This window comes from Pseudomonas sp. PICF141, assembly GCF_002286815.1.
Lineage (GTDB): Bacteria > Pseudomonadota > Gammaproteobacteria > Pseudomonadales > Pseudomonadaceae > Aquipseudomonas.
On sequence record NZ_MUNM01000083.1, the window covers coordinates 23031 to 37441 of the forward strand.

Consider the following 14411-nt stretch of genomic DNA (forward strand, 5'->3'; position numbering starts at 1 on the left):
AGCGAGGCTTGCCCGCGAAGGCGTCCGTCTGATCGACTAAGTTCTCTCAGCCAAAAACTTCAACAGCGCATCTGTAACAAACTGCGGATTCTCCAGATTCGAGATATGCCCCGCCTGCGGTACCAGCACATACGGGCAACCGATCAATTCAGCCATCTCTCGGGTTTCCGACGGCGGTCGCGGTTTGTCCTGATCGCCGCACATCAACAGCGTGGTTTGAGGGTTCAGTTCACCCAGGCGCGGCAGCAAATCATCACGACCAAAGGTAATCCGTCCCATCGGCACGATGCTTTCACGCAAGCGGTCGGCCGGCAGCGCAGCCAGTTTCGCGCGGAAATCCTGATACAGCGCCGACTGCGGATCGATGCCCGGACGGAAGAAAATCGGTACCACGATGTCGAGCAACTGCGGCGAGATCTCACCGCTGTCTTCAATCTGTTTGAACAACGAGAAATAGTATTGGCGGGTCGGTTCCGGTTCGACGCCGACGTAGGTGTCCATCAGCACCAGCCCATTGAGCCGCTGCGGTGCTGACAGCGCCAGGCGAACGCCCCACATGCCGCCCACTGAAAGACCGACCAGCGTAATGCGGTCGATGCCCAGATGATCGAGCAAGGCCAATGCCTGGCGCGCCACGTCATCCAGCGACGTTGTGCACTCGGGCATCCGCCCGGATTGGCCATGGCCCCACAGGTCCAGGGCGATGACTCGATGGTGCTGCGACAGCGCCGTAATCTGTGGCGCCCACATGGCTTGGTCCCACAGGTAACTGCCGGCCAGCAGAACTGCTGGGCCTGTGCCTTGATCCATGTAGTGAAGCGCTTGTCCATCAACCGTTACGAAGGGCATCGACTGTCTCCCCGGTGAAATCGGATCCATTAAAAAGCACAGGAAGACTGAGCCGCGTGGGCTCGACAGTCAACCCGGTTGAAGATCAAAAGATCGCAGGCTTCGCCAGCTCCTACAGGGGCTCGGCGTACACACACGCGCGAACCAAATGGGCTCGGCGTACACACGCGCGAATCGGGCCCGGCGTACACCTGTAGGAGCTGCCGCAGGCTGCGATCTTTTGACTTTAGAGCCCCTCCAGCTCCGCCATCAGGTCATTCAAGCGATCCACTTTCTTCTTGGTCATGTCGCTCGCCGCCAACCCGTCGATGTACTCGGCCAGCTCCGCCACCGTGCTGCACTCGAACATCGCCCGCAGCGGCACGTTGCGTTGCAAGGCTTTTTGCACCCGCGAGGCGATCTGGGTGGCCAGCAACGAATGCCCGCCGAGCTCGAAGAAGTTGTCACGCACGCCGACTTTTTCGACCTTCAATACCTCGGCCCAGATATCCGCCAGGGTCTGCTCCAGCTCATTGCGCGGCGCCTGATAGGCCTGTCTCTGCAACTGGCCAATCTCCAGCGCCGGCAAGGCCTTGCGATCGAGTTTGCCGTTGGCGTTGAGCGGTAGCTTGTCGAGCCACAACCAGTGCAGCGGCACCATGTATTCCGGCAATTCAGCGCGCAAACGTTGCTTGATACGCTCCAGTTGTTCGTTCGGATCCAGCGCCGACTCTGCAGCAACCAGATAGCCGACCAAATGCTTGCCGTTGATCCCGTCCTGCACCCCCACCGCTGCATCGCGAACTTGCGGCTGCTCGTGCAGACGGGCCTCGATTTCACCCAGTTCGATGCGGTAACCGCGAATCTTCACTTGATGGTCGATGCGTCCGACGTATTCCAGCACGCCGTCGCTGCGCCGCCGGGCCAGGTCGCCGGTGCGATACAGGCGATCCCCCGGCGCGCCGAACGGGTTCGGCACAAACACTGGCGCAGTACGCAACGGATCGCTCACATAGCCGCGCCCCACCCCGGTGCCCGCCACGCACAACTCTCCCACGGCGCCCAATGGCACCAGCTCCAGCGCGCCATCGAGCAGGTACAAGCGGTTGTTGTCGGTTGGCGTGCCAATCGGCAGATAACTGCCACGAGTCGAGGCCAGATCGACGCGGAAGAACGCCACATCGTCCGAGCATTCCGCCGGACCATAGGCGTTTACCAAACCAGTCTGCGGGTAATGCAGCAACCATTGATGCGCCAGTTCCGGCGGCATCGCTTCGCCGGTCGGCAGCATCCAGCGCAGGCCATCGAGGCTCATGCGATCCTGGGCAAGCATGCCCTGAATCAGCGACGGCACGCTTTCCAGCACGGTGATGCCCTGGCTCTGAACGTGGGCCAACAAGCCTTGCGGATCGTGGGCAATGCTGTTCGGCACGATGTCCACCCGAGCGCCGAACAGCGGTGCCGCGAGGAACTGCCAGACCGAGATATCGAAGCTTTGCGAAGCGGTCTGCGCGATCACATCGGTCTCGCTCAATTTCAGGTACGGCACCTTGCTCAACTGGTTGTTGAGCATGCCACGCTGCTCGACCATCACGCCCTTCGGCAGGCCGGTGGAGCCCGAGGTGTAAATCACATAGGCGAGGTTGTCCGGGCCGCTGTAAATGCCCGGATTGGCCGCCGAAACATCGCTCGCCTGCACGTCTTCCCAGACCAGCAATCGAGGTCGATTGGCACAACCGAATTCTTCCAGCAGCGCGACGGCTTGGTCACGACAGGCTTGAGAGCAAACCAGCAAAGGTGTGCGGCTCAGGTCGATGATTCGGCTCAAGCGCTGACTCGGCAGGCCCGGGTCCAGCGGCAAGTAACCGGCACCGGCCTTGAAGCTGCCTATGATCATGCCCAACAGATCAAGGTTACGTTCGGCGAGCAACGCCACCGGTTGATCCAGACCGACGCCAGCCGCAATCAGCGCATGACCGAGGCGGTTGCTGCGCTGGTTCAACTCCACATAACTGAGTTCCTGTTCCAGACAACTGGCGGCCATTCGCTGCGGATGCTCGGCAACCTGCGCTTCGAACAACGAGATATAGCTGTGCTCCAGCGGATAGTCGTGTTCGCTCTGGTTACAGCCATGGATCAGGAAGTCCTGTTCCTCGCGCCCCAGCAGCGGCAGATCGGCCATGTCGCCATGGAAGCCTTCGATCAGCGCCAGCAGCAGGCGCTTGAATTCGCCGAGCATGCGCTCGACCGTGGATTCATCGAAATAGCGCTGGTCGTAGGACAGGTGCAAACCCAGGTCATCGCCCGGATAACACACCGCCGTCAACGGGAAGTTGGTGTGGGTGCGGCCCGAATCAGAGGTCGCGTTGAGGCTCTGCGCACGGTCCAGTACCGAGACTTCCACCGGTGCGTTTTCGAACACGAACAGGCTGTCGAACAGCGGCTGGCCTTTAGGCAACTCGCTGTTTTCCTGAATGCTCACCAGCGGCAGGTATTCGTACTCACGCAGCTGCATGTTGCTATCGAGCAAACTGCTGAGCCACTGCCGAACGCTGCAACGCTGATCGTCCTCGGGCATTTTCACCCGCAGGGCGATGCTGTTGATGAACAGCCCGACGGTGCGCTGCATCTGCGGCATGTCCACCGGGCGCCCGGCCACCGTGACGCCGAACAGCACGTCGCGATCGCCGCTCAGGCGACGCAGCACCAGCGCCCATGCCGCCTGGGCGAAGGTGTTGATGGTCAGCTGATGGGCCTGGGCCAGTTCGCGCAGTTGCGCACCATCGCGGGCATCGAGTCGGGTATAGCGGTCGCCGACGATCATGCTGCCGCTGTCGCCGGCATGTTCACGCAGGAACGGCCGGTCACTCGGAATCGGCGTGGTGCGCTCGAATCCTTGCAGGTTCTGCCGCCACCACTGTCGCGCTTCGGCCAGGCTCTGGCGTTGCAGCCAGCCGATGTAATCGCGATAACGCGGCGCCCCGGCGAGTTGCGCTTCCCGGCCTTCGCCGAGGGCGGTGTAGATCTCAAAGAAATCGTTCATCAGCAGCGAACGGCACCAGGCATCGATGAGGATGTGGTGGTTGCTCATCATGAACCAGTAGCGCGCCGCGCCCACGCGGATCAAGCGCAGGTGGAACGGTGCCTGATTGAGCAGATCGAACCCGGCCTCACGCTCGCTTTTGAGCAGCGCCTGCAACTTCGGCTCTTGCTCGGTTTCGGCAACCGCACTCCAGTCCAGATAGTCGATCGGTGTGCTGCCCGGTTTGTGGATCACTTGCAGCATGTCTTCGCCGACGTTCCAGCAGAAGGAGGCGCGCAAGGCTTCATGTCGGGCGATTACCGCTTGCCAGGCCTGGGCGAAACGCTCGGGGTCGAGCTCGCTGTTGATGCGGTAGCGGTCCTGCATGTAGTAGAGGCCAGTGCCCGGTTCGAGCAAGGTGTGCAGCAGCATGCCTTCCTGCATCGGGGTCAGCGGGTAGACGTCTTCGATCATCGCCGCCGGAACGGGCAATGCGTCGAGTTGCGGCTGAGTCAGTCTGGCCAGCGGGAAGTCCGAGGGCGTCAATCCGCCTGCGTTGTCGCTCAGGCAATGCTGGATCAGGCTGTGCAATTCGCCCAGATACGCCTCTGCCAGATCGGTGATGGTTTGCACATCATGACGTTCGGCGCTGAAGGTCCAGCGCAGCACCAATTCACCACCGTAGACCTGACTGTCGATGCTCAGCTCGTTGGGCAGCGGAGCGTGTGGATCGTGTGCCGCGCCCACCGGTTCATCGAGCGGGCGGAACAGCGCATCACTGCCAAAGCTCTGGTCGAACTGCCCCAGGTAGTTGAAGGTGATCGGCGCCACCGGCAGCGCGGCCATGGTCTGGCGGCACAGGCCATCGGCCAGGTAACGCAGCACGCCATAACCCAAACCTTTGTGCGGCACCGCGCGCAGTTGCTCCTTGATCGCCTTGATCGAGGCACCTTGTTGATTCATGGGTGTGAGACGCATCGGGTAGGCACTGGTGAACCAGCCCACAGTGCGGGTCAGGTCGATCTCGTCGAACAGGGTTTCGCGGCCATGGCCTTCGAGTTGAATCAATGCCGACTCATGACCGCTCCAGCGGCACACCACGCGGGCCAATGCGGTCAGCAGCAAGTCATTGACCTGGGTGCGATAGGCCGTCGGCGCCTGTTGCAGCAATTGCCGGGTGCGCTCGCTGTCGAGGCGCACGCTGACGGTTTGCGCGTGACGATTTTGCTGACTGCCTTGGGCACGATCACAGGGCAATTCAGCGCTTGGGCCGGCCAGTTGCGTCTGCCACCAGCTCAACTCTTCGCGCAGGGATTCGCTGCCGGCGTAAGCCTGCAACCGTGCGGCCCAGTCCTTGAAGCCGCTGGTTTTCGCCGGCAGTTTTACCGACTGCCGGGACTCGAGTTGACGATAGACCGTTTGCAGATCGTCCAGCAGCACCCGCCACGACACCCCATCCACCACCAAGTGGTGAATGGCAATGAACAGCCGTTGTTGCCCCTCAGGATCATCCACCAGCAGCGCCCGCATCAGCGGCCCGTGCTCAAGGTCGAGGCCGCGTTGAGCATCGGCGAACAACGCCGCGCAGTTGTCCATGGCCGGCACGTGTACCTGCCACAGCACGGCAGCGTCGGAGATCGCCTGGTGCCGGGCCTGCCAATGGCCGCCAACCTCGGTGAAACGCAGGCGCAAGGCGTCGTGCTGTTCGATCACTGTCAGCAGCGCTTGCTCCAGACGATGCGGTTCCAGCGCCACGGTCGGCTCCAGCAGCAACGCCTGGTTCCAGTGTTGACGCTGTGGAATGTCGGTATCGAAGAACCAATGCTGAATCGGCGTCAGACGCGATTCGCCGGTGAGCGAACCTTGCTCGGCAGTGACTTGCTCGGTGCGGGTCGCCACGGCGGCCAGCGTCTGCACGGTCTGGTGCTGGAACAGCTCACGCGGGCTGAAGTGAATGCCCTGCTGCCGCGCACGGCTGACCACCTGGATCGACAGAATCGAATCGCCGCCCAGTTCGAAGAAGTTATCGTTGAGGCCGACCTGCTGGACGTTCAGCACTTCACGCCAGATACCGGCCAGGGTCAGCTCAAGTTCATTGCGCGGCGCCACGTACTGCTGACGGTTCAACGCCGGGTCCGGGGCCGGCAGTGCGCGGCGGTCGAGTTTGCCGTTGGCAGTCAGCGGCATGCTGGCCAGCAGGATCAAGTGCGTCGGCACCATGTAATCCGGCAATTGCGCTTTGAGGTGCGTCTTCAATGCTTCGCGCAATGCAGTTTGTTGCGTTTCATCCTGTTCGGCGACGTGGGTGGCCAGGTAGCCGACCAATTGCTTGCCGCTCGGCGCGTCGAGGGCCAACACCACCGCTTCACGCACGGATTCGTGTTCCAGCAAACGGGTTTCGATTTCCCCCAGTTCGATGCGGAAACCACGGATCTTCACTTGATGGTCAATGCGTCCCAGGTACTCCACCAAGCCATCGGCACGCTGACGGACAAGGTCGCCGGTGCGGTACAAACGTCCGCCGTTCACTGCAAAAGGATCAGCAACAAACCGTTCGGCGGTCATGCCGGGACGCTGGTGATACCCCTGCGCCAGGCCGGCGCCACCGACATACAATTCGCCCGTCGCGCCTTGCGGCACCAATGCCAGATCGGCATCGAGGATGTAGGCGACGCGAGCGCCAATCACGCTGCCAATCGGCACGCTGCCCAGCCCTTCTTCCAGTTGCTCCGGCGCGAGGCTGGCCAGCGGCATGACCACGGTTTCAGTCGGGCCGTAAGCGTTGAAAAACAGGCTCGGTTTGAACGCCGCGCGAATCCGTTGCAAGTGTTCGCCGGTCAAGGCCTCGCCGCCGGTGATGCACATGCGCACCGGCAGGGTTTCGCCCTGGGTCGCCAGCCATTGCGCCAACTGGCTGCCGTAGCTCGGGGTGAAGCCAAGAATGTTGATGTTGTGCCGGCGAATCAGCCCGCAGATTTCTTCTGCATCCCACTGGCCTTGCGCACGCAGGACAACTTGCGCGCCACTTAACAGCGGCACCAGCAGACGTTCGGTCGCGGCATCGAAGTTGATCGAATAGAAGTGCAACTCGCAGTCATCCGGGCGCATACCGAAGCGCTCGATCACGGCGCGGCAATGCATGGCGATTTCACCGTGGGACACCACCACGCCTTTCGGTTTGCCGGTGGAACCGGAGGTGTAAATCAGGTACGCCTGATGTTGCGGCAGGTTGATAAACGGCAATTCAGTGGCCGGGTAATTGGCCAATTCGACGGTATCGTCTTCCAGGCACCAGCGGCTGACACTGGCCGGCAAATCGCCAAGGGCCGCGAACATCGCCGCATCGCTGAGCAGCACACTGATGCCGCTGTCTTCGATCATGTAGTGCAAGCGATCCAGCGGGTATTCCGGGTCCAGCGGCACATAGGCGCCGCCCGCCTTGAGAATCGCCAACAGGCCGACGACCATCTCCAGCGAACGCTCCAGCGCCAAACCGACCCGCACCTGCGGGCCGACTCCACGCGCGCGCAGCATCCAGGCCAGACGATTGGCGCGACTGTCGAGCTCTACGTAGCTCAGGGTTTGCCCGGCGAAGGTCAAGGCCGGCGCGTCCTTGCGCACCAGCGCCTGTTGGCTGAACAGATGATGAATGCATTGATCGAGGCGATGTTCACCTGGTTCGATGCCGAGGCTGTCGAGCTGGTTTTGCTGTTCGGTGGCGTCCAGCAACGGCAGTTCACTCAAGCGTTGCTGCGGATCGTCAAGCAACGCTTCCAGCAGGTTGCGCCAGTGCCCGGCCATGCGCGCAATGCGCGGTTCATCGAACAAATCGGTGCTGTAGGTCAGACAGCAACCGAGGCGATGGTCGAGGTCGGTGACTTCCAGATTGAGGTCGAACTTGGTCGCTCGCGCATCGTTGGCCAGGTACTCGACCGTCATCCCGGCCAGGGTTCGGCTCTGCTGGAATTCCCAGCGCTGCACGTTGCACATCACCTGGAACAGCGGGTTGTAAGCCGCACTGCGCGGTGGCTGCAAGGCTTCCACCAGATGATCGAACGGCAGGTCCTGATGGGACTGGCCTTCGATTACGGTGTGACGAACCTGCTCGAACAACGCGCCGACAGACATCTGCCCGTCGAGCTGGCAACGCAGCACTTGGGTGTTGAGGAACGCGCCGATCAGCCCTTCGCTTTCCGGACGAATGCGGTTGGCCACCGGCGCACCGATGCGCAGGTCGGTCTGGCCGCTGTAGCGATAAAGCAGCACCGCCAGCGCGGCCGTCATGGTCATGAACAGGGTCAGACCGTTTTGTGCGTTGAAGGCACGGACTCGCGCCGCAAGATCATCGCTGAGGTCGAAGCGGAACAGCTCGCCCTGATGGCTTTGCACCGGCGGACGCGGACGATCGGCCGGCAGCTCCAGCAGCGGATGTTCACGGCCCAGTTGCGCGGTCCAGTAATCGAGCTGGCGCTGACGTTCGCCGGACTCCAGCCACTGCCGCTGCCACCCGCTGTAATCCAGGTACTGCACCGGCAGCGGTTGCAGCGGCGAATCGCGGTCATCGACGAACGCTTCGTAGAGCGCGCTCAATTCCCGGGCGAAGATGTCCATCGCCCAGCCTTCGGTGACGATGTGATGCAGGGTCAGGACGAAGTAATGCTCCTGCTCGGCGGTCTTGACCAGGCAAGCACGCAGCAGCGGCCCGGTTTCCAGATCGAAAGGTTTATGGGCTTCGTCATCGGCCAATTGCTGGACCTGCCATTCGCGGCTATCGGCATCCAGCGTGGTGAAATCCTTCCAGTCCATGCGCAGGCGGGTGTCCTGATGCACCTGTTGCCGGGCCACGCCGTCGACGCTCGGAAAGGTCGTACGCAAGGTTTCGTGACGCATGATCAGTGCTTGCAGCGCCGCTTCGAAACGTCCGACGTCCAGCACGCCGCGCAACCGTGCCATGCCGCCGACGTTGTAGGCCGGGCTGTCCGGTTCCATCTGCCAGAGGAACCACATGCGTTGCTGAGAATAGGACAATGGCACCGCTTGGCTGCGGTCGACCTTCTCGATCGGCGGCTGTTGGTTGGTTTTGCCGCTGGCCTGGATCAAGCGAACCTGTTCGGCAAAAGCACCGAGTTCACTGGCCTCAAACAGCGCCCGCAGCGGCAACTCGACGTCACAGGCCTGACGGGTGCGGGAAATGATTTGCGTGGCCAACAGCGAATGGCCGCCGAGGGCGAAAAAGTCGTCGCGCAGGCCGATCTGTGTTTGGCCCAGCACCTCGCGCCAGATGCCGGCGATCTGTTGCTCAAGGGCGGTGACCGGTTCGACATGCTCGCGGACTTGCCATTGAGGTTCCGGCAAGGCGCGACGGTCGAGTTTGCCGCTCGGGCCCAGGGGCATTTCATCCAGACGCATGAGTTGCGCCGGGACCATGTATTCCGGCAGCTCGGCGGCGAGTGCAGTTTTCAGGCGTGTGGTTTGAGCATCGATGGTTTCGCTGGTTTCAGTGGCGGTGTAGTAACCAATCAACTGTCCGCCGGCCGCCGTTTCGCGCACCAGCACCACCGCTTGGGCGACGCCAGACTGCGCCAACAGACGCGCTTCGATTTCTTCCGGCTCGACACGAAAACCACGCAGTTTGACTTGCTGATCGAGACGACCGAGGTATTCGATCACGCCGTCGGCGGTCCAGCGCGCACGGTCGCCGGTGCGGTACAGCCGAGCGCCCTGCTCGCCCAGCGGATCGACCACAAAGCGTTCGGCGGTCAGCGCCGGACGGCCGAGATAGCCTCGGGCCAAACCGATACCGCTGATGCACAGTTCACCCGGCACACCGGCCGGTACCGGGTTGAGGTCGCCGTCGAGCACGCGGCACACCACGTTGCCCAATGGCCGGCCAATCGGCGAGCGCTCGCCATCGGCCGTTGTGCAATGCCAGTGAGTGACGTTGATCGCCGTTTCGGTCGGGCCGTAGCGGTTGTGCAGTTGCACCGCCGGCAGTTGCGCCAACACCCGGTTGCGCAATTCAGCGGGCAAGGCTTCGCCGCCGGAGAACAACCGGCGCAGGCTGGTGCATTCGGCGCTGAGCGGTTCGTCAATGAACAAGGAAAGCAGCGGTGGCACGAAGTGCAGCGTGGTCACGCCGTACTGCTGAACAAGCTGTGCGATGCGGTGCGGATCGCGGTGTTCGCCGGGGCCGGCGAGCAGCAGACGACATCCGGTAATCAACGGCCAGAAGCATTCCCACACCGACACGTCGAAACTGATCGGGGCTTTTTGCATCAGCACATCGGTCTGGTCCAGGCGGTAAGTGTTTTGCATCCATTGCAAGCGCTCGGCAAGGGCTGCATGCGTATTACCAACGCCCTTCGGCTGACCGGTGGAGCCGGAGGTGTAAATCACGTAGGCCAGGTTGTCGCCATGCAGGTGCAGACCCGGCGCGTGGCTTGGCCAGTTCTCCAGATGCAGGGCGTCCATGGCAATCACGCTGACGCCATCGGTGGCCGGCAGGCGGTCGAGCCATTCAGTTTGGGTCAGCAGCAATTCGACGCCACTGTCACTGAGCATGTAGGCCAGGCGCTCGGCGGGATAATCCGGGTCCAGCGGCACATAAGCGCCGCCAGCCTTGATGATCGCCAGCAAGCCGATCAACAACTGCGGCGAACGCGAGGCGGCGATGGCCACGCACACGTCCGGGCCGACGCCTTTGTCGCGCAGGTAATGCGCCAGGCGATTGGCCTGGGCGTGCAGTTCGGCAAAATCCAGACTGCCGCCATCCCACAACAGCGCGGTGCGTTTTGGAGTCTGGCGCGCCTGTTCGTTGAGCAACTCCGGCAGCCATTGGCTGGCCGGGGTGCAGGATGCGGCGCTCCAGCGGGATTGTTGATCGTGCTCGCTCGGTGTCAGCAATTGCAGGTCGCCGATGGCGGTTTTCGGTTGCTCACAAATGGCTCGCAGCAGGTTGCTGAAATGCTCGGCCAGACGCTCGATAGTCGCCGCATCAAACAACTCGCTGGCGTAATCGAACGACAGGCTCAGACGCCCGTTGCGGTCTTCTTCGCTGTGCAGTTGCAGGTCGAACTTGGCTTCGCGACTGTGCCACGGCAGCTCTTCGGCGAGCAGTCCCGGCAAGCGACGCAGCGCAGTGAGGTCCCGTTGCTGATGGTTGAACATCACCTGGAACAGACCCTGCTCCCGGGCCTGGGAGAAAGCTTCGAGCAGTTGTTCGAACGGCAGGTCCTGATGCGCTTGCGCATCCGATGCGGCTTGACGGGTTTGCGCCAGCAACTCAACGAACGGCAGTCGCGAATCCACCTCGGCGCGCAACACCTGGGTATTGATGAAGAAGCCGATCAGGCCTTGGGTTTCCAGGCGCGGACGGTTGGCATTCGGCACGCCGATGCGGATGTCCCGTTGGCCGCTGTAGCGATGCAACAGGCTCTGGAATGCTGCGAGCAACAGCATGAATGGCGTCGATTCATGGGCCTGGGCAGTCTGGCGAATGGCATCACTCAGGCTCGCGCCCAGACGCAGCGTGTGGCGGGCGGCGCTGCGAATGTGTTGCGCCGAACGCGGATGATCGGTGGCCAGGCTCAGGGTCGGATGATCAACGCCCAACTGCTGTTTCCAGTAAGCGAGTTGGCGTTCGCTCTCCCCTTGCGCCAGCCACTGACGCTGCCAACTGCCGTAATCGGCGTACTGAATTGGCAACGCCGGAAGGCTGGTATTCAGGCCTTGAGAAGCGGCCGCGTACAACCGCGAGAATTCGTCGAGCAGCACGTTCAACGACCAGCCGTCGGCGATGATGTGGTGCATGGTCACCAGCAGTTGATGGTCTTCATCGCCGAGGCGCACCAGCGTCACCGACAGCAGCGGGCCTTTTTCCAGATCGAATCGGGTGCGGGCTTCGTCCTCGCGGATTTGCTGCGCGCGGGCTTCACGCTCGGTGGCTGGCAGGTCACTGATGTCGATCACTTGCAGGTTGAATTCGCCGGCAGCAATGACCTGTTGCAGGGCGACGCCATCGCGCTCGAAGAACCGCGTGCGCAGGGATTCGTGACGTTCGATCAGTTGCTGGAAACTGGCGCGCAAGGCGTCTTCGTCCATTTCGCCGCGCAGGTGCAAGGCACCGGGAATGTTATAGGCGCTGCTCTGGGGGTCGAGTTGCCAGGTGATCCACAAACGGTTTTGCGCCAGGGATTGTGGCATGGCGTCGCTGCGCGACAAGGGCATGATCGCGCCTTGGGCCACGCCGCCATCCTGTTGTTGCCGGGCGACAGCGGCGGCGAATGCGCCAAGGGTTGGCGCTTCGAACAACAAGCGCAGATTCAGCTCCAGCCCCAGCTCTTCACGCAGGCGCGCGACCACTTGAGTGGCGGCGATGGAATTGCCGCCGAGCAGGAAGAAATGGTCATCGGCGTTAACCTGCTGGACCTGCAGTTGCTCACACCAGAGTTGGCCGATCAGGGTTTGCAGCGCTGAGCCGGAGTCGGTTTCAGATGGACTAGCGATGTCTGCCGACGGGAATCGCGCATAACTCTCGAGGCTGCCATCGGCCAGGCGATTGCGGCAGGCCGAGCGTTGCAATTTGCCGCTGGAGGTCTTCGGCAACGCCCCCGGGTTGAGCAATACCACCACACTCGGCGCTTGCTGATACGCCTCGGCCACCGCTTGACGGATGGCTTTGATCAACGCCTCGGGCGGCAGGATTTTCTGCACGCTGCGGCTGATTTCAGCGGCGATGCCAATGCCTTCCTGCCCGCCGATGTTGACCGCGAACGCGGCCACGCGACCTTTGCGCACCACCTCCACTTCACGCTCGATGGTCTGTTCGATGTCCTGCGGATAAAGGTTGTGACCATGCACGATGAGCATGTCTTTCAGGCGCCCGGTGATGAACAGCTCGCCGTCACGCAAAAAACCGAGGTCGCCGGTGCGCAGCCAGGTGCGACCGGCGTGCTGGACGAATGTCTTGGCCGTGGCTTCGGGGTTGCGCCAGTAGCCATGGGCAATGCTCGGCCCGGTGGCCCAGACTTCACCGATCGCGTTGTCGGCGAGTTCTTCGAGCGATACGGAATCGACAATCAGCACCGCGTGATCCGGCTGGCTGATGCCGCAGCTCATGATCGGACTGCCATCGCCCGGTTCGGCTCGGTTCTGCGCCAGCGCTTGATCATCCACGCGCAACGCCGGGATGCCTTGGCCGCGCGGGCTGCCGGCCACGAACAACGTGGCTTCCGCCAGGCCGTAAGAGGCCATGAAGCTGTCCGAGGTAAAGCCACAGGCCGCGAACTTCTCGGCGAAGCGTTCCAGGGTGTCGAGGCGAATCGGTTCGGAACCGGAATACGCCACCCGCCAGCCACTCAAGTCGAGGCGTTCCAGCGCCGATTCGCTGACCCGCTCGCTGCACAGTCGATAGGCGAAGTCCGGCCCGCCGCTGATGGTACCGCCGTATTCGCTGATCGCCTCCAACCAGCGCAATGGCCGGCCGAGGAAGTAGGCCGGCGACATCAACACGCAGGGCACGCCACTGAAAATCGGCTGCAACAGGCCGCCGATCAAGCCCATGTCGTGGTACAGCGGCAACCAACTGACGATCACGTCGTCGGGGTTCAGGTCGATGCCGAATCCGTGGCGAATCAACAGTTCGTTGGCCACCAGGTTGCCGTGGCTGACTTGCACGCCTTTAGGCAACGCCGTGGAGCCGGAGGTGTATTGCAGGAAGGCAATGTGATCGCCGTGCAAGTCCGGCGCGACCCAATGTTCGGCCAGGGCGCTGTCGAGGGTGTCGACACACAGCAATGGCGGCGCCTCGTTGATTTGCAGCAAGGCGTCGCGCTGGTCGGCGCAGGTCAGCAGCAAGCGCGGTTCGGCATCGCTGATGATCGACAGCAGACGTTCCTGATGATGACGACGGGTCGATTCAGGTGGATAGGCAGGCACCGCGATAACGCCTGCGTACAGACAGCCAAAAAACGCCGCGACGTAATCCGGGCCACTGGGAAACAACAACACCGCACGATCACCAAACGACGTCTGGGCCTGCAACGCGCCGGCAATGGTTCGCGCCCGCTGATCGAGCTCACGATAACTGAGCACCACAGCCTGATCCTGGGTTTGGGCGAGAAAACGCAAGGCCACCCGGTCCGGCGTCAGGGCCGCGCGGCGCTGAAGGGCTTGGACCAGAGTGCTGGGAAGTTCGAACGCGTCGGTCATGAGGTTTCCTGCCTGAATTCGGCTTGCAAGTGGAATCGGTTTTCGTACGCCACACCCATTCATCGGGTATGCGGGACGCGGTCTTCGCCGACCGCGCAAGGCTTGGGAATGCTGGTTTGGCCGGGGCTTGCGTGCGCAGCCATTCACCAATGAGAACGGATGGGGTCTTGAAATAATTAGTCGCCAGGCTTGAGCGCCAGCAGGCTTGCGGTCAGTAGGTGAGTCAGCGTGTCGCCGTTCTCATTCTGCTTTTTTCCGCGGCATTAATTCTCTTTCTCAATTGACAATCATTATCATTCAACCTAATTTGTCGCTCGATATGCAGGACGACGCCGCCCCTTGTCGTCCCATG

At 62.1% G+C, this 14411-nt stretch carries 2 protein-coding genes; both read right to left on the reverse strand.

Features of this window, described 5'->3' with window-relative positions; genetic code table 11:
• Positions 1 to 36: 36 nt before the first annotated feature.
• Positions 37 to 849 (reverse strand): alpha/beta fold hydrolase, encoded by an 813-nt coding sequence (locus tag BZL43_RS24380; protein WP_095634649.1) that lies wholly within the window; start codon positions 847 to 849, stop codon positions 37 to 39.
• Positions 850 to 1075: 226 nt separating this feature from the next.
• On the reverse strand, positions 1076 to 14059 hold the full coding sequence (locus BZL43_RS24385; RefSeq protein ID WP_095634650.1) for a non-ribosomal peptide synthetase: 12984 nt from the start codon (positions 14057 to 14059) through the stop codon (positions 1076 to 1078).
• Between the last annotated feature and the right edge of the window lie 352 nt (positions 14060 to 14411).

Excerpts from the sequence above, each read along its gene's own strand:
- BZL43_RS24385 (WP_095634650.1), bottom strand. The coding sequence starts at position 14,059 with ATGACCGACGCGTTCGAACTTCCCAGCACTCTGGTCCAAGCCCTTCAG.
- BZL43_RS24380 (WP_095634649.1), bottom strand. The coding sequence starts at position 849 with ATGCCCTTCGTAACGGTTGATGGACAAGCGCTTCACTACATGGATCAA.